The sequence below is a fragment of the Singulisphaera photorubra genome (assembly GCF_045290345.1).
GTDB lineage: Bacteria > Planctomycetota > Planctomycetia > Isosphaerales > Isosphaeraceae > Singulisphaera.
Map to the genome: position 1 here is coordinate 1,125,383 of NZ_CP155447.1, position 17,261 is coordinate 1,142,643.

The window sequence follows — 17,261 nt, forward strand, 5'->3', positions numbered from 1 at the left end:
TAAATTCTCAAACGACCGGAAGTCTCCATTGTGCCCACAGGATCCGGCCAAGCCAACGGGTTAGTGTAAGAAGCCGCGGGTTCGTACCACTTGGCGGCCCCCTCCTTCGCAAAGCAGACTTGGAGGCTCGCGTCGGCGGCGGCCTGGATCCGTTCCCCACCCCGATCCCTCATCGGCTTCCCTGATCCGACCTTCCCCGGCCCGCCGTTGCGTTCCCCTCCGGGGTCGAGGTAGCGTCTTCGGTTCTTCTCGCCGTTTTGATAGATTCGAGCGTGAAGCCTATTCGGCTCGTTGCAACGATCGCACCGGAAATCCCAGAACGGGTTTCCGACCGACTTTCGACCGCCTTGATCCCGCCAATGGCATCCTCTTGGGAGACAACCGTGACCTTCCGCCCGTTCCAACGCTCCTGGCTCCGTGCCACGTTGATCCTCGCCTCAGCACTTCCCGCCTCGGCTTTGCCGGTCCAGGGCGCGGACCGAATCAAGGACTTGCAGACCAAAAGCGTCGCCAGCACCAAGAAGAAGGTCGCTCGCCCCTACCACTTCGGCTCGCAAGGAGCCGGTGACGTCTTCTCGAACCACGGCAGCCACAGCAACCGCCTGATCCCGGTCTATACCTTCGGACGAAAGGGACGACTCGACCAGGTCACCGGCGCGAATAGCCCCTACCGTGACCCCGAGAAGGTCAAGGCACTCTACGGTTTCCTGCCCGAGAACACCGTCAACCCCGAGGCAGAGTACGCCGACCAAAGCAGCCTCTATCAGGTGCAGCGGGACGCCATCAAGAACGGCGTCAAGCACCTCTTTGTCGTCTGGTTCGACGGCTTCGACTGGCAGACGACCCAGGCCGCCGCGATCGCCAAGACGGGCAAAGTCTACACCGAGGGGAAAGGGTCGGGCCTGATCTTTCAGGACTATACCGCCGAAGGGTCCGCCCAGTACGGCTACTACGTCACCAGCCCGACCCGCGACAAGAACAAGCCGAACGTCGACGCCCAGACCGTCACCATCGGCCCCGACGCCCTCAAAGGGGGCTATGACGCCCAGATCGCCGGGCCGAACCCCTGGACCCTGGGCCCGCTCGGCCCGAAGGCCCCCGGCTATTTCAAAGGACAGTCCGGCCACGAGGCCGACAAGGCCGGGGTGAAAGCGGTCGGCCGCAGCCTGCACGCCTACACCGATTCCTCGACCAGCGCCGCCGAGTTTGCCTCCGGGGTCAAAGCCTACAACAACGGCGTCAACGTCACCGACGACGGCCGGTTCGTGCCCACCCTCTTCAACCAGCTCCAGGCCGACGGCTGGAAAGTCGGCACCGTGACCAGCGTCCCGTTCCCCCACGCCTCGCCCTCGGCAATGTACGCCCACAACGTCCACCGCGACGACTACCAGGACCTCGCCCGCGAGATGCTCGGCCTGCCCAGCGTGGTCCAGGAGACGAAGAAGGGACCGCAACTCCCCGGCCTCGACGTCGTCATGGGGACCGGGTTCGGCCAGACGATCCCTGAGCCCGGGGTCAAAAAAGCGCAAGGCAAGAACGGGGTCGCGGGGGGCCTCTACATCACCGACGCCGACAAGGCGGCCATTGATGTCAAGAACGGCGGCAAGTATCGCGTGGCCCAGCCCGAGGCCGGCGTCAAAGGCGGCGAGGCGCTACGCAAGGCCGCCGCGGCCGCGGCCGAGCGGGGTGAGCGACTCTTCGGACTCTACGGCACGAAGGAGCACAACCACCTGCCGTTCCAGACCGCCGACGGTGGCTTCGACCCCTCCCCCAACCTCGGCGGCAAGGCGGAATCCTACACCCCGGCCGAACTCAATGAGCAGCCCACGCTGGCCGACATGACCGAGGCCGCCCTCACGGTCCTGACTGCCAAGCCGGCGCAGCCGTTCGCCCTGTTCGTCGAGGCCGGTGACGTCGACTTCGCCCTGCACAGCAACAACCTCGACAACGCCATCGGCGCGGTCTACAGCGGCGAAGACGCGATCCGCTCAATCATCAAGTGGGTCGAGACCAACAGCAATTGGGACGACTCGCTCATGATCGTCACCGCCGACCACGGGCACTACCTTGTGATCGACGACCCCGAAGCGCTGGCGAAAGGCAAGCCCTGATCGCCTCGCGAAAGTGAACGCCGGCCGGCGTCCGAATTCCAAACTCCACGGACGCCGGCCGACGAAGAGGCCGCCAACAACCATCCTCATCTCGCTCACTTTTGAATCCCATCAATCCAAGCCAAACACTTCAGCACCCAATAGTATGACGAGCGGGGCGGCCGCGGTCCCAAGAATGGCGATCCAAAATGGTGTTGGTTCGTTTTGTCGATGGTTCCGCGGCATGACCGCCTGTGAGCCGCCACGGCCTTCCGAATCACTCTCACTTTGAATCCAAAGAATCAACTCGCCACTCTGGACACGAGGATTCCGTGAGTCTCGTCAACACCGAACGCCTGGATGATCCTGCACCGGCCTCCCTGGCGACGCTCGTCCGCAACGTCCTCGGCGATTTCCACCGGATTCTGGTGCCGCTCGTCCTGTTCGAAGTCGCGTTCAAAGGCCTCATCTATCCCCTCTGGCTGTTCGGGACGGTCTGGCTGCTCCCCGCGATCGTCGCAACGGCCGGCCAAGGCGCCGTCACGAACAAGGACATCGCGGCGTTCATGCTGTCCCCTCGAGGTCTGATCGTGGGCCTGATCGCCGGGGGCGCCACGATCTGGCTCTTCCTGTTCGAGCATCTGGGCGTGATGTTCATCGCAGCGATGAGCGGCCAAGGGTCGGCGTTCCGCGTGGGACGGGCGTCACAAACCCTGGCGACGGCCGCCTTGCGAGTCTTGCGGATCGGCTTCGTCGGACTGGCCGCCCTGGTCGTGACCTCCGCGCCTTTCGTCCTCCTGGCGGCAATCATCTACATTAGCTTTTTCACCTACCACGACATCAACTTCTATCTCTCCGACCGGCCGACGTCGTTCTATCTCGGCTTAGGCGTCGGCATCCTCCTGCTCGCCGGAGCCATCGTGGTCGGCTTCGCGCTCTGCGTCCGTTGGGTCTTCGCTCTGCCGATCGTGCTCCTGGAAGGACTTCCCGGCCAGGCGGCGCTCGGAGAGAGTTGGCGGCGAAGCCGGGGGGCGTTCTGGAGGGTCGCCACAATCCTCCTGGGTTGGGAGGTCATCGGGTTCGGGATGTCGGCGGTCCTGGTCGGAGCGTTCCGCTGGTTTTCGGGCATGGCGCTGGATGCCGCCGGCTATCATGTCTCGGTCGTGATTCCGCTCGTGATCACTCTGCTGGCCGGCCATGGGCTGCTCCTGGCCGCACTCTCCTTCGTGATGGTCACCATCCACAGCTTGCTGATTTTGCGACTCTACGCCGAGCAGGGGGGGACCATCCGGTTCGCCGCGGAAAACGAACCCGATCAGGATCCGGCCATCCTCCACGAAGGCCACAGGCCGCGTATCCTCCGGCTCTGGATGGTGGTCGGTGCCGCGTTCGTCGGCTTTGTCGCCGTCGTCGCGTTCGGAGCCACCGCGCAGACCGACGCCGGCCAACGCGTGAAATCACGGCCCACCGCGGCGACGCCCGCCGCCACCCGGAGAATACCCTGAGCGCCATCCAAGGCGCAATCGAGGCCGGAGCCGATTATGCCGAGATCGACGTCCACGAGACGGCCGACGGCGCCATCGTCCTGCTCCACGACGACGACCTGATGCGCATGGCGGGCGACCCCCGCAAAGTCTGGGATCTCACCCTTGCCGAGATCAGCCAGGTGGATGTCGGCCGACGCTTCAGCCCCGCGCACATCGGCGAACGCGTCCCGACCCTCGAAGCCGCGATCAAGCTGGCCCGCGGAAAGATCAAGCTCAACATCGAGCTCAAATTCCGTGGCAGGAACCGCGAACTCGCCGGTGCGGTCGCCCGCCTGATCCACCGCGAACGCTTTGAGTCGGAATGCGTCGTCGCCTCCCTGACCTACGACGGCCTGACCGAGGCGAAACGGCATAACCCGCGCATTCGGACCGCCGCGGTCATCACTTACGCTCTCGGAGATATGAACCGGCTCAACACCGACATTCTCAGCGTCAATCAAAACTTCCTGACCGATCGCCTCCTCCGCAGAGCCCATGCTCTGAAGAAAGAGGTCTACGTCTGGACCGTTAACGATCCCCGTAGCATGGTCGAGTTGATCGAGCGCGGGGTGACCAACATCATCACCAACGAGCCCCAACTTCTGGTCAGTCTCCGGCACGAGCGCGAGAACCTGAGCGAAGTCGAGCGGCGGCTCCTCGCGACGCGTTATTTCCTTGACATCAAACCGTGAGGAGCCCCGGAGCAGGAGAGCAGGGGGGATAAGCAAGGTGAAGAGCACAACCTCATCGCCGGTGCCGGTGCTGAGGTGAGCTCTCCAACGCGCGACCTCACCGCTTCATCAAAAGCAAGACCCCCGCGGCAATCGCGAGGAGAGCCAACAGATCGCCACTAAAAGCAAAGCTGATCCTGAGGAAGGGAAGCGACAGTATGCCGTAGAGAATCAGCCAGACAGCCAGCACGGTCATCCCCAAATCCTTGGGCGTTTTCATCGAGACTCCCGGAGTGAGAACGAAACGAGCAAGTCAACGACAATGACTCGTATTGTGGCTCAAGCACGCGCATGTTGGAACCTGGTCCAGCCAGAAATGCTCTGCCCCCCAGGAATGAGGTCATCATGGCCGCCCTCCCCGTGAGATTCAAGGCACAAGGAAGCGTCGAAGCGGAATGAGCCCCCGCTTCGGAATCGTTGATGCCCCCCCGGGCCGGCATCCGCAAATCCAAAAAAAATCGAGACGGCAGCAAGGATACTGGGATCTCGTTCCGACGCTCTGCGTGGGAATGCCGCCCGCGACGTCTTCCCCGGGGCAGACAGACAGCCCGGTGACTTTGCGACAGACTCAAAAAATCAGCAATTTTCCAAGATTCGATTCCCGCTCTTCCCGTCTTCCCAAACTCAGCACTCCCAAAGGCCTTCTCAACTCTCATCCTTATCTTCATAATTCTCACAATTTACATAATTCGTGGCCAAAATCCCAATCGCCAAACACAAAACAGCAACTCAAACTCGCCGTTCGGGCTCGAGATCCCGAAGCCCCGAATATTATCGGCTCCGAACATACGTATTATTGACAACCCTTCCAATCAACGACATCCCAGATATTTATCTAGACTCCGCATACTTTCCGCTGTATACAGAGGGAAAGCCGGAAACGTTATCCGGTCATCAACAAGGAAGAGATGCCAGAAGGGGAACGCTTCTCATGTTCACGATGACGGTCTACGCCATCGGCCGAACGGTTATCGCCAGAGGGCAAAGTCGCGAAAAGGAAGGGTGGGAGGACACGTTGATCCGGCTACACCGCGGAACGCTCCCCCCTGGTGAGCCGCCGCGACGGGTCATCGGCATGACCTACCACGAGGGACAAACCGGCAGCCCCACCAACATGGTCACCCTGGGGCACGGTGGGCCCACACCGGATGAAACGATCGATCAGCCGCTGCTCGTCCACACCGCTCCGCCACAATTCTGAATCGGCAAGGCGCCGCGTTGACGAGATCCTCTCCCCCCCCCTCCGGAACCACGGCCTCAGGCCGGGACGGGGTCGATGTGGTTGCGGAACCAGAGTTCGAGGACGAGCAAGGTCCAGAGCTTGTAGGCGTGGTCGCGTTTGTTCTGGACGTGCTCGTCGATCAAGGTGGCGATCGCCTCGGGGCGAAAGTGGCCCCGGTTCAAAGAGACGGGGTCGAGTAGGACGGAGCGAAGCTCGTCTTTCAGCGGGCCGCGAAACCAGCGGTCGACCGGAACACCGAAACCCATCTTGGGACGGTTGCGAATGGCCGGGGGCAGGTACTCGGCGAACGCCTGTTTGAGGACGGCTTTCGAATGGCCGTTGCGGAGCCGGAGCTTGCGTGCGATCGGCATCGCCATCGCCAGCTCGACCACGCGGTGATCCAGGAGCGGGCCACGGCACTCCAGGCTGTGCGCCATGCTCGCCATGTCGACCTTGACCAGGAGGTCGCAGGGGAGATAAGTCAAGAGGTCGGCCGTCATGGCGCGGGTGACCGGGTCGCGGCGCGAGGCCGCATCGAAGGCGCGGAGAAGCACCGCGGCAGGGTCGGCCTCGGTGGGCCGAGAGGCCCCGGCCTCGGCCAGCCTTTCGATCCAGGAGTCAGAATATAAGGAGACGCGGCTAGTTTCATCGAACTGGCAGACCCAGCGGAGGTAGCGTGCCACCGGTTCTTCGCCGATCCCCTCCAGCCAACGGCGGACCTTGCGCATCGGGGTCTTCGCCCGCGTGGAGACCGGCAGGGCACGCGCGATCGGCCCTTGCAACACCCGGCGCGACCCCGCGGGGAGCCGGTCCGTCAGACTGGCCAGGGCGATCGCCCGATAGCGATCGTAGCCCGCGAACAGCTCGTCCCCCGCGTCACCCGTCAGAGCCACCGTGACCTCCCGGCGCGTCTCCTGCGCGACGTACCAGGTCGGCACCGCCGAGCTGTCGGCGAACGGTTCGTCGAACTGAGCCGCCAGTGCCGGAAGCAGCTCCCAGGCCCGCGGCGTCACGACGAACGCATGGTGCTCGGTGCCCAGGTGCCGCGCGGCGAGCTCGGCAAACCGGGTCTCATCGAACGCAGGGTCGTCGAAGCCGATGGAAAAGGTCTTCACCGGGCGGGTCGACGCCGCCTGCATCAGGCCGACAACGATCGTCGAGTCGATCCCCCCCGAGAGGAAGGCCCCGAGCGGTACGTCGGCCACCATCTGCTCGCGGACCGCGTCGCCGAGCGTCGCGCGGAGTTCCTCGAGGTCCTCGCCCAAGCTGCGGTTCCGCTCGAGATTCCAGTCGGGGTTCCAGTAGCGCTCCAGCCGGAGCGTCCCCTCATGCCAGACCGCGTAGTGCGCCGGGGGAAGCTTGTGGGTGCCCGCCAGGATCGTGTCCGGGTGGGGGACGTAGCCATAGGTCAAGTAGCGATCGAGGGCCAACGGATCGACCTGCCTGGGGAACTCGGACTCGGGCAAGGCCAGGAGCGACTTCAGCTCGCTGGCGAAGAGGATCCGCGTCCGGTCGTGACGGTAGACCAACGGTTTCTGCCCAAGCCGGTCGCGCGCCAGGAGCAGTTGACGGCGCGGGGCGTCCCAGATCGCCAGCGCGAACATACCGCGCAGCAGGGAGAACATCCCCGGCCCCTCGTCCTCGTAGAGGTGAACGAGAACCTCGGTGTCCCCCGTCGAACGGAGCGCGTGCCCCCGCGCTTCCAGGCGGTGCCGCAGCTCCGGGAAGTTGTAGATCTCGCCATTGAAGACGGTCCAGATCGTGCCGTCCTCGTTGCTGAGCGGCTGATGGCCGCCGGAGAGGTCGACGATCGAGAGTCGACGAAACCCCAAGGCCGCGTGGTTGTCGCGGTAGACACCCGAGTCGTCGGGGCCGCGATGCACGATCCGCGTCATCATCGCCGCCAGGGCATCCTCGGCCAAAGGCCGGCCGGCGTCCGTCCAGGCCGCACCCGTGATCCCGCACATAGCCTTGGTGGTCCTTCGCGTCCGACGCGCAAACCTCGTCGCGGTCGTTAGGGCTGGCTCTCTGACTCGTTCTCGCAGATTCATTTTGACGTAGCCGCCCGTTTGAGGAACGGGGATTCTCATCAATTTCCAGGATTTCCTGCAATTCGAAAGCGTAAGTGCCTCTTGCAGGGTGGACACGACCCACCAGTCCTCGGAAAAAATTACTGGTGGGCCATGCCCACCCGACAAGAGAATAGAGAGCCATTCATCTCGTCTTGCTCGATGCTGAAGCCCAAGCCAGGGGACGAAATCCGGCCCCGGCGCGAGGGCCGAGCAGAGGGAGACACGGTGATCCTCATCAGAATCAGCAAACTCTCCGGCTCGTCTCTCGTCTCCGTGCTGATCGGACTGGCTTGCCTTCCGGTCGCGGCGGCACCTCCCGATCCAGGGGACAGGTTCGGGTCGATCAAGGGACGCGTGATCTGGGCAGGAGCGGAGCTCCCAAGGTTCAACGACCTCCAACCCCAAGGTCGGGCGGAGCGAGACCCTCAAATTTGCGCCCAAGAGCGGGCGATTCCCAACAATGCGTTGATCATCGATGTCCAATCGAAGGGAATCACCGATGCCATCGCCTACCTGGGCGATCCTCAGGGGGCCTTCCTGGAGATCGAAAAGGTGTTCCTCGCGAACGCGCCCACAGTCACCGTCGATCAAAAAAACTGCGAATTCCTCCCTCGAATCACGGCCATGCACGAAGGCCAGGAACTCATTTTCACATCAAGTGACCGCGTTATACACAACATCCATCTCTCGCCGCTCAAGAACGAGGGCCTCAATCAGTTGATGGCCCCTGTAGGCCAACTCCGCGTGAGACTGCTCGCCGAAAGACGAGCGATTCCCGTCCAGTGCGGCCTTCACCCCTGGATGCACGCTTCGATCCGGGTCTTCGACCATCCCTTCTTCGCAAAAACCGGCAAAGACGGAGCGTTCGAGATCGCGGGAATTCCACCTGGGGAACAGAGGCTCATCGTCTGGCATGAGCGGGCAGGATATCTGACCGAGGGCAAGTCGCAGGGGATGGTTGTGACCGTCTCTCCCGGGAAGGTCTCCGACGTCGGCACAATCCAGGTCGCTCCCGGGGCGATCAAGGAAGCCCCGTGATCAGCTTCAGTCCCCCTGTCGAATTTGTGAACCTGCAGCGTCGCTATCTGCTCCAAGACCCGCCTGCCGCCGATAAGTTTGGTCTTGATGGAGTGCGCCGGTATTGGCGCTCGACACTCCTTCCGCAAAGATGTGATCGAGCTGCGGAACCGACAAAGCCCAATTCGCATGCCATATTAAACAGCTCGTCACCGCATCATCATTTCTCGGGCAGGTCGCGCGGGCGTTCCCAGAGGACGGTGCCGTCTGGGGCGGTAACCTTGATGTTGCGGAATCGTCCGGAGGAGTTCGAGAAGTAGAGGGAAACGTCTCCCTTCTGGCTGTAATTGTCAGTGCAAGCGAAGAGCTCGCGGTCATCGAGCTCGATGTGGATGCGTTGTCCACGCAACGAGATCTTCACCTCGTGCCAATCGAGCGGCCGGATCGTGCCGGGAATCGACCGGATCACTGAAACCTTGTTGCCCGGCCACCATTGGCCTAATTCGTACGTTTTGTTGAAATGTAAACCTCCTAAGATCGGAACGTCACGGGAGACTTAAGCCGTTCCTTTTCCTGACGAGTTAGCCACGGCGATAACTGTAAACCCAAAGCGAGGGCCGCTGCCGCATTACGGACAGCGGCCCTCGCTTTCCAGAACTCGGCAGATATGCAGAACGAAGCTGCGCACGCTCAAGCCGACGCCCAGGTGGATGCCTACCCTGGAGGCGGGCGTCAAGCTCGTGTCATGAGGTGAGCACCAGGGTGCCCGGTTTGGCGTGGGAGTCGGGCAAATTGACCTCGACCGATAGGCCCGCCCCTCCTCCGCCTGGATTAGATTAGGCAGGGGTTGAGTTGCGAGAATGAGGCGAGAGTCTACCCGGCATCAATGCAATCATCACGTCTGGCGCCGATGGCCCCTCGATCATCGAAGCGTCACACCAGTCCATCGAGGTCTCGGTCCCACATGAGGTCGCCGTCTCGTCGCGCTGGCCGGACTGGCAAAACACCGGCCTCGAAGAGCGGCAAGAGGGTCTGGGTAGTCCCGTCCTGGGTGACGCGGACCTCTTCGCACCCCTCGGTAAAGATCAACGTCGTGTCGCTCGCCTCGACCACGCGGATGCTCGGGAACTCCGAGTTGCCACTTGCGACGATCTCTACCTTCTCATTCGGTGCCAGTAGGAAGTGGCGATCCCAGGGCTCCAACCGAATGGTCCGAAGCTTCCCGGTCGCGTTCCGGAAGCACATCGTCAGGTCGCGACTCATCGAGCCCTCCACCGGACTGCCTGCTCCTTCTCGGCCTCGGCTAACCAGCGAACTGGGGCTTGGCCGACTTACCTCCGCCCAGTCTACCCGTCATCTTGTCCTGATTCCAGGCATGCGGTAGCCTCGAATCAGTTCGCGTGTCGGACATGTCGGCCGGATGGAGTGATCGATGAGACTGCCTAGGCTCCGGGTGCGGACGCTGATGGTTGCCGTGGCCGTCGTAGCCCTAATGGCCTGGGCGAGCAGGATGCTATCGCTTTCGGTCGCTTACCAACGTCGTGCCGACACGTATTGGACGAACCTGTTGAGAGTCGAGTCGCCCGGGGTCCGTGGTGGGTGGAGGACTCCCCCGACAGAACACGACAGGTGGGCTAGCCATATGACGAACAAGTACCGGAATGCCGCCCGCTACCCCTGGCTTCCCGTTGCCCCCGATCCGCCCGAACCCAAGTAGGACCGAGGCCCGCATGCGACTCCCACGCTTCCGTATACGATCACTGATGATCGCCGTGGCGGCCGTCGCGGTGGCTTGTGCTTGGCCAAGTCTCTTTGTCTTCATCGCCTCGATAGCCTTGGGGGCGATACTCGGCCTGGGTGTAGTTTTCACGACAGCGGGCCGCAAACTCTTTGAGTGGTGCGCCGTTGCGTACGTTGTCGTCCTGCTCATAGTGAATCTTTGGTGATAAAACATGCTTTCTTTACAGTTGTGAAAACTATTGCGTGCCATTATGACCTACGGAATGGCGGTTTTTGACCGCTCATTTCCCGACTTACGTCGACACCAAAGTGACACGGGTGAAGTCGTATCGAGACTCCGCACTACGTCTCGTGGAGATCGGGCACATGCAGGCTCCCCGTTTAGGCCTCACATGCTCACTTTGGGCCGTCTGCTCTTCCCGATGAACGACGGGGCCCACGCTTGTACTCGGCCTTCTTCTACTGGGTTGCGATAACGGCCACTATCGCTCACCGGGGCACTCTGATATCGCGTTCGCCATCGCGCCACGCGGGGACATGGTCATCTTCAGCGCCGTCGGAGAGGGCGGGCGCGACCTGTTCTCGTTGGACCTCAAGACCCGACGGGTCACCCGGATCGCGGCGACCCCCGGATACGAAGGCGACCCCGCCGTCTCGCCCGATGGGGGATCGGTCGTCTACGCCGCCGGCGCCCTGGGCGAACGGGCCGATCACCTGTTCCTCCGCTCGATGGACGGCAAGATGGTGAAGCAACTGACCGACGAGGACGCCGACGACGCCTCGCCGAAGTTCTCGCCGGATGGATCGAGCATCGTCTTCGTCCGGAGCAAGGAGTACGTCCGGGGCGCGCAGGCGGCCTCCGGTTACACCAAACCCCGCCTCGCGCCAGGCGACTTCGTACCGTCCCCACCGGCCAATGCAGCCGGTTTGCGGCCTCCTCGTGGGTCAGACCTTCGAGATAGCAAGCGACGAACGCCACTCGGTAGGTCGCGGGGATCCGATCAAGCTCCTCGTGCAGCGCCGCTCGCATGTCGGCCCGCTCGATGCTGTCCCCGGTGGGATCGGCGGTCTCCGGCACAGCCGCCTGCTGCTCGCTCTCGTGGCGGTGGGCGGCTTCGGACTTTGCCCGCAAGGCGACCCGCAGCGCGACGCGGTGCAGCCAGCCGCCCAAGGCGTCGCGATTGCGGATCGTGCCGGCCCGGCGCACCAGAATCAGGAATGTGGCCTGGAAGGCATCCGCGACGTCGTTCGGGTCGCGGAGGACGCGCCGGCAGACGTCCAGCACCATCGGCCCGTGGCGGACCACCAGCTCCTCGAAGGCCGCCTCAGCCTCCGCATGATGGCTTTCGAACCACTCCAACAGCTCGCCATCCGCCCGATCTCCGACGCGGCCGAGGCTGAAGAGTGTACGAATTTGCCGAAGCGTGAAATTGGTCCGACTTGTCGCCATGAGTCCCGAGCTCCCCGTGACTGTCCTCTCCCTATTCCTGAGCCTTGAAGCCACCCGGCCAATCCCACTTTTTTTCGGATTGCGATCCCCGGATTCAAGAGACCAACCAGGTCGCTGCGATCGATCCCAAGCAGGTTTTTTCGGAAGAGATCGAAACCTTCGATCCGCGCACCAGGGAAACCGCGCAGGCTTTACCGAAGCATGAAAGAGACGGGACCAGACATGGCGTATATCGAGCAGATCACGTTTCTTAGGAGGCTCCGTGATCCTCTTCATTCAGTCTCCCCCTTTTCGAACAGCCATTGCATCCACCTTGATGGCCTCCGACTTCACTCAGAACGTGCTACACCGCGCCTCCGTGACCGATCGCGCGGGCCCGTGATCGTGGGCCCGATACGGCATCGGCGAGGATGATCTCATTCGGATCTGGCCGATATCACGGATTTCGAGATTCCGCGGACCGACGTGATCGGATCGGATCCGAGGAACTTTGTCCGGAGTCCGGGCGTCCAAGCCCGAAGGGGGCCACTGACAAGCGTCGTTCCCCCTCTCGGGTTTGCTCCGAGGGCCCGCCGAGCGCCCTCGAGGATCGGGGGATCGTGCGACTGATCGGCGAGGCGCCGGACCGATCCCCGGTCGAGGTACGTTGAGAAGGGGACGGGCAATGGACGGGTCCCATGAGCACGTCGTCGACCTCTTGATCGGCTATCGTGACCGCACCCTGGCCCCGGTCGAGGCCGCGCGGGTCGAAGGCCACTGCGCGAGGTGCCACGATTGTCGCACGGCGCTCGAGACCGTGCAGGCGGGCGGCAGGACCGCCGAGCCGCCTGCCAGGATCGGCCCCGGCGGCTGGTTCTTCCGGATCTTCTGGGCCACCGCCGCGGTGACGGGCCTGGCGCTCCTGGCGGCCCACACCTATCTCGGTTCGCTTGAGCCGACGCCCTATGACCTGCGCGTGCTCGGCCAGAGCGAGTGGCTCCCCGGCTCAAAGGCCGCGCTTCATCTGCGGGTGCTCCGGCCCACAGGCAAGGGGGGCGTGCCGGGGGTGTCCCTGACCCTCGACCTGGACGGACCGAACCCCGGCCGGACTGTCCGCCTGGCCGAGGTCACCACGGGCGCCGACGGCAGCGCCCACGCCCGCTTCCGACTCCCCGACTGGGCCGACGGCACCTATCCGCTCCAGGTCCGCGCCCGCCCCGCCGGCACGACCGCGAGCGAGTCGCTCACGCAACCGGTCAGGCTCCGCCGGTCGTGGCGGCTCATGCTCAGTACCGACAAGCCGGTGTACCAGCCCGGCCAGACCATCAGGGTCCGGGCCCTCTCCCTCCGCCGGCCCGACCTCAAGGCGGTGGCCGGTCAGCCCCTGTCGTTCTCCGTCAGCGATTCCAAGGGCAACGTCGTCTTCCGGTCGCGGGGCAGCACGAGCGCCCACGGCATCGGGTCTGCCGAGTGCCCGCTCGCCGTCGAGCTGATCGAGGGGCCGTATCGCGTCGAATGCCGGGTCGGAAGCGTGTCGAGCACGACGACCGTCGAGGTGAAGACGTACGTGCTGCCCAGGTTCAAGGTCGCCGTCGAGTTCGACCGTCCGTTCTACCAGCCCGGTCAGGTCGTGAAGGGCAAGGTGCAGGCCCGCTACGTCTTCGGCAAGCCGGTCGCGGGCGGCGCGGTGACGGTCGAGGCGGCGACGCCGGGGAACCTCGCCCGGCCGCTCGAAGTCGCCGCCAGCCCGACCACCCGCGACGACGGCACGTCCGAGTTCTCGCTGTCGCTGCCCGAGGCCCTCTTCGGCCGTCCCCAGGACTCCGGCGACGTGCCGGTCACGTTCACGGCGACCGTGAAGGACACCGCCGGGCAGTCGCAGTCGCGAGCCGCGAGGTTGACGGTCGCGTCCAGCCCGATCCGGATCGAGCTGGTGCCCGAGGCAGGGGCCCTCGTGCGCGGGATTTCCAACACGCTCCACGTCTTCACCGGCTACCCCGACGGCCGGCCGGCGCAGACCCGCCTGTCGATCCGAGGGATCGGTGACGACGTGGCGACCGATGCGCGGGGGGTCGCGTCCTTCGAGATCACCCCGGAATCCGACCGGTTGTCGTTCCAGGTGCAGGCCAAGGACGCCCAGGGGCTGACCGGGCACCGCGACCTGGCGATGGAGGTCGGCAAGGCCGGCGACGACTTCCTCGTGCGCACCGACCGCGCGGTCTACCGGGGAGGGCAGACGCTCACCCTGACCGCGATCGGGGCGGGCCGGGAGCCGGTCTTCATCGACCTGATCAAGGACGGTCAGACGATGCTGAGCGAGTCGGTGGCGGTCGAGCGAGGGCGTGGCGAGTTCGAGGTCGACCTGCCGGCCGAGCTGTCCGGCACGGTGCTGCTCTGCGCCTACCGCTACGATGCGAACGGATACCCGGTCCGCAAGACGCGGGTGCTGTACGTGCGGCCCGCGAACGAGTTGAAGATCGAGACCGCGTGGGACCGGGCCGAATACGCGCCAGGCGGGCGGGCGAAGCTCTCAATCGCCCTGACCGATGACCAGGGGCGACCCCGGCCGGGGGCGGTGAGCCTCGCGGCGGTCGACGAGGCCGTGTTCGCCGTGCTCGAGCAGAAGCCCGGCCTGGAGCGGACGTTCTTCACGCTCGACGAGGAGCTCATGAAGCCCGTCTACGAGGTCCACTCGTGGTCGCCCGACGACCCGGCCGACGATCCGCGTTTCGAGTCGGCCCTGTTCGCGCGGACGGCGCGCGTGGTCGATCCGGTCGCCGCCCTGGGCGGGCTCGGTGCCGACGCCGAGGAGCTCGGGCCGATGTTGCGCCGCGTGCTGACTCGGCCCGACTGGGAGGTCCTGGCCCGGCAGGTCGGGATGTCGAACGACATGGTCGAGCGTCTCCGCGGCGGTGGCGGGCCTCACTCGCTGGCGCTGTCGACCTACCCGGAGAAGCTGGCCCGGGTCGCCAGGACGCAGAGGATCGGTTCGGAATGGATCGGCATCGCCACGGCGATTCTCGTCGTCGCCGCCCTGGCGGTAAGCGTGATCTGGGGACTGATCCACATCCGGGACTTCGCCGGCTGGCTCGTGCTCGCGGGCGCCCTGGTGGTCCTTATCGCTCTGCTCCTGCCCGCCGTGAACGCCGCACGTGAAGCAGGGAGGCGGGCCCAGACGCTCAACGACTTAAGGCAGCTCGAACTGGCGTCCGCGCCGGGAGCCGCCGAATCGGCCGGTGGGGGCGTCGCGGTGCGGGTCCGCCAGTTCTTCCCGGAAACGCTCCTCTGGCGGCCCGAGCTGGTCACCGACGACCAAGGGCGGGCGAGTCTCGAGCTCGACCTGGCCGACTCGATCACGACCTGGCGGTTGAACGCCAGCGCGGTGACTCGCGACGGCCGCCTCGGGGCCTCGCAATCGCCGCTCCGCGTGTTCCAGCCATTCTTCGTGGACCTCGACCTTCCCCCGGCCCTGACCCGGGGCGACGAGGTCGCCGTGCCTGTCGTCGTCTCGAACTACCTCGACCGGCCGCAGTCGGTCGTCGTGACGCTCCGCGAGGCATCCTGGTTCGAACGCAGGGAAGGCGCCTCGAAGACGCTCGCGCTGAAGCCGGGCGAAGTCCGTTCGGTGCATTTCCGCCTGATGGTCAAGGACGTCGGCCGGCAGGAACTCGAAGTCACCGCGAAGGGCGAGGGCGCGGCCGACGCCGTGCGCCGCCCGATCGAGGTCGTGCCCGACGGCCGACGCGTCGAGCGGGTCGAGAGCGGCACGTTGCGGCCTTCGGCGACGTTCGCGTTCGAGACACCGGAAGGGGCCATCCCCGGGAGCATCGCCGCCTTCGTAAAGGTCTACCCATCCAGCTTCAGCCAGCTCGTCGAGGGTCTCGACGCGATCTTCCAGCGCCCCTACGGCTGCTTCGAGCAAACCTCCTCGACGACCTACCCCAACGTCCTGGCCCTCGACTACCTGAAGCGGACCGGCAAGAGCCTCCCGGCCGTCGAGGCCAAGGCCCGGCAGTACATTCACCTCGGCTACCAGCGGCTGCTGAGCTTCGAGATCGCGGGGGGCGGGTTCGACTGGTTCGGGCAACCCCCGGCGAACCGCGTCCTGACCGCCTACGGTCTCATGGAGTTCCAGGACATGGCCCGGGTCCACGACGTCGACGGGGCCCTGATCGAGCGCACCCGTCGCTGGCTGCTCGCCCAGCAAGACGCCGACGGGACCTGGGCCCCCGAAGCCCACCGGCTCCACGACGACCCGACCGCCGGCCAGGGCGACGACCGGCTCGCGCGGCTGAGCACCACGGCTTACATCGCCTGGGCGGCCTTCTCGGGCCGCCCCGATGACCCCCAGGCGCGCGCGACGCGGACCTTCCTGACCGACCAGCGGCCGGAGGCGATCGACGACCCGTATACCCTGGCGCTCGTGGCCAACGCGCTCCTGGCGATCGATCCGCAATCGGGCGTGGCGCGACCCTATCTCGACCGGCTCCGTGCCTTGAAGCACGACTCCGACGACGGGCGGCTCTCGTGGTGGGAGCCGCCAGCGTCGCGCCGGACCGTCTTTTATGGTGCCGGCGCGGCGGGCGGCGTCGAGACGACGGCGACGGCAATCCTGGCGTTGCTGGCCGACGGGGGCGAACCCGCGACGACCCGCGCCGCGCTGGGCTGGCTCGCCGGGCGCAAGGACAGGCACGGCACCTGGGGCTCGACCCAGGCGACCGTGCTCGCCCTGAAGGCCCTGCTTGCGGGGACCGGCAAGGCTCTCGGCGGCGACCGCGAGCGCCGGCTCACCATCGCCCTCGATGACGAGTTGATCCGAGAGCTCGTCGTGTCGGCCGATCAGGCCGACGTCGTACAGCAAGTGGACCTTTCCGACCGCGTCGCCCGGGGCTCCCACCGGCTGACCCTGACCGACCGGAGCGAGGCCGAATCGGCGTATCAGGTCGTCTCCCGCTACCACGTGGCCGACGATCGGAACGACCAAGCTGACGAGGGACCACTGGCGATCGGCCTGGACTACGACCGCGCTGCGCTCACCGTCGACGACGTCGTGACGGTGAAGGCGACGGTCGAGAACCGCGGCCCGAAGGTCGCGCCGATGGTCGTCCTCGACTTGCCGATCCCCGGCGGGTTCACGCTCGAGCGCGACGACCTGGACCGGCTCGTCGCCGCGGGAGGCGTGGCGCGCTATCAGGTGACGCCCCGCAGCGCCATCATCTATCTCCGCGGCCTGGCGCCGGGCCGGCCGCTGGTGCTCTCGTACCGGCTTCGCGCCCTCATGCCCGTGAGGGTGACCGTCCCGTCGGCACGGGCCTACGAGTATTACGCCCCGGATCGTCGCGGGTCGAGTCGTCCCGGGCAGCTCTCGGTGGCACCTCGGCCGAGTGATCCAGCAGGTCAGCCAGACGAATTCGGCGAGCGATAGATAGCGCCA

12 protein-coding genes are annotated in these 17,261 nt (G+C 65.1%); 7 read left to right on the forward strand and 5 right to left on the reverse strand.

Annotated elements, in window-relative coordinates; all coding sequences use genetic code 11:
- The first annotated feature begins 383 nt into the window (after nt 1-383).
- The 3 genes from V5E97_RS04225 (at nt 384) to V5E97_RS04235 (ending at nt 4,308) form a co-directional block, all read left to right on the forward strand.
- Nucleotides 384-2,111: an alkaline phosphatase gene (locus V5E97_RS04225; protein ID WP_406698035.1), complete on the forward strand. Its 1,728-nt coding sequence runs from the start codon at nt 384-386 to the stop codon at nt 2,109-2,111.
- A gap of 311 nt (nt 2,112-2,422) precedes the next feature.
- Nucleotides 2,423-3,595 carry a glycerophosphoryl diester phosphodiesterase membrane domain-containing protein gene (locus V5E97_RS04230; protein ID WP_406698037.1) on the forward strand — a complete coding sequence of 391 codons (1,173 nt, stop codon included), beginning with the start codon at nt 2,423-2,425 and terminating at the stop codon, nt 3,593-3,595.
- Between the two features lie 17 nt (nt 3,596-3,612).
- The gene (locus tag V5E97_RS04235) at nt 3,613-4,308 is read left to right on the forward strand and encodes a glycerophosphodiester phosphodiesterase family protein (protein ID WP_406701121.1); all 696 of its coding nucleotides are present in this window, start codon (nt 3,613-3,615) and stop codon (nt 4,306-4,308) included.
- Between the two features lie 97 nt (nt 4,309-4,405).
- Here the strand turns inward: V5E97_RS04235 and V5E97_RS04240 are convergent, their stop codons facing one another.
- Nucleotides 4,406-4,567 (reverse strand): hypothetical protein, encoded by a 162-nt coding sequence (locus tag V5E97_RS04240; protein WP_406698038.1) that lies wholly within the window; start codon nt 4,565-4,567, stop codon nt 4,406-4,408.
- 711 nt (nt 4,568-5,278) lie between these two features.
- On the opposite strand from V5E97_RS04240, the gene V5E97_RS04245 reads away from it, so the two are divergent.
- The gene (locus V5E97_RS04245) at nt 5,279-5,548 is read left to right on the forward strand and encodes a hypothetical protein (protein WP_406698039.1); all 270 of its coding nucleotides are present in this window, start codon (nt 5,279-5,281) and stop codon (nt 5,546-5,548) included.
- Between the two features lie 56 nt (nt 5,549-5,604).
- Here the strand turns inward: V5E97_RS04245 and asnB are convergent, their stop codons facing one another.
- Nucleotides 5,605-7,536 carry an asparagine synthase (glutamine-hydrolyzing) gene (asnB, locus tag V5E97_RS04250; protein ID WP_406698040.1) on the reverse strand — a complete coding sequence of 644 codons (1,932 nt, stop codon included), beginning with the start codon at nt 7,534-7,536 and terminating at the stop codon, nt 5,605-5,607.
- Nucleotides 7,537-7,866: 330 nt separating this feature from the next.
- On the opposite strand from asnB, the gene V5E97_RS04255 reads away from it, so the two are divergent.
- Nucleotides 7,867-8,679, forward strand: a complete 813-nt coding sequence (locus V5E97_RS04255; RefSeq protein WP_406698041.1) for a carboxypeptidase regulatory-like domain-containing protein — start codon at nt 7,867-7,869, stop codon at nt 8,677-8,679.
- Between the two features lie 199 nt (nt 8,680-8,878).
- On the opposite strand, the gene V5E97_RS04260 is transcribed toward V5E97_RS04255, so the two are convergent.
- Nucleotides 8,879-9,127 carry a hypothetical protein gene (locus tag V5E97_RS04260; protein ID WP_406698042.1) on the reverse strand — a complete coding sequence of 83 codons (249 nt, stop codon included), beginning with the start codon at nt 9,125-9,127 and terminating at the stop codon, nt 8,879-8,881.
- A gap of 464 nt (nt 9,128-9,591) precedes the next feature.
- A complete protein-coding gene (locus V5E97_RS04265) occupies nt 9,592-9,921 on the reverse strand; it encodes a hypothetical protein (RefSeq protein ID WP_406698043.1) in 330 nt (109 codons plus the stop codon).
- 169 nt (nt 9,922-10,090) lie between these two features.
- Here V5E97_RS04265 and V5E97_RS04270 point away from each other — a divergent pair, with 169 nt between their 5' ends.
- A complete protein-coding gene (locus V5E97_RS04270; RefSeq protein WP_406698044.1) occupies nt 10,091-10,375 on the forward strand; it encodes a hypothetical protein in 285 nt (94 codons plus the stop codon).
- Nucleotides 10,376-11,005: 630 nt separating this feature from the next.
- On the opposite strand, the gene V5E97_RS04275 is transcribed toward V5E97_RS04270, so the two are convergent.
- Entirely contained in the window at nt 11,006-12,124 is a 1,119-nt protein-coding gene (locus V5E97_RS04275) for an RNA polymerase sigma factor (protein WP_406698045.1), read from the reverse strand.
- A 388-nt stretch (nt 12,125-12,512) separates the two neighbouring features.
- Here V5E97_RS04275 and V5E97_RS04280 point away from each other — a divergent pair, with 388 nt between their 5' ends.
- A complete protein-coding gene (locus tag V5E97_RS04280; protein ID WP_406698046.1) occupies nt 12,513-17,252 on the forward strand; it encodes an MG2 domain-containing protein in 4,740 nt (1,579 codons plus the stop codon).
- Nucleotides 17,253-17,261: the final 9 nt, after the last annotated feature.

Excerpts from the sequence above, each read along its gene's own strand:
- V5E97_RS04275 (WP_406698045.1), bottom strand. The coding sequence starts at position 12,124 with ATGAAGAGGATCACGGAGCCTCCTAAGAAACGTGATCTGCTCGATATA.
- V5E97_RS04240 (WP_406698038.1), bottom strand. The coding sequence starts at position 4,567 with ATGAAAACGCCCAAGGATTTGGGGATGACCGTGCTGGCTGTCTGGCTG.
- V5E97_RS04270 (WP_406698044.1), top strand. The coding sequence starts at position 10,091 with ATGAGACTGCCTAGGCTCCGGGTGCGGACGCTGATGGTTGCCGTGGCC.
- asnB (WP_406698040.1), bottom strand. The coding sequence starts at position 7,536 with ATGTGCGGGATCACGGGTGCGGCCTGGACGGACGCCGGCCGGCCTTTG.
- V5E97_RS04245 (WP_406698039.1), top strand. The coding sequence starts at position 5,279 with ATGTTCACGATGACGGTCTACGCCATCGGCCGAACGGTTATCGCCAGA.
- V5E97_RS04265 (WP_406698043.1), bottom strand. The coding sequence starts at position 9,921 with ATGAGTCGCGACCTGACGATGTGCTTCCGGAACGCGACCGGGAAGCTT.
- V5E97_RS04280 (WP_406698046.1), top strand. The coding sequence starts at position 12,513 with ATGGACGGGTCCCATGAGCACGTCGTCGACCTCTTGATCGGCTATCGT.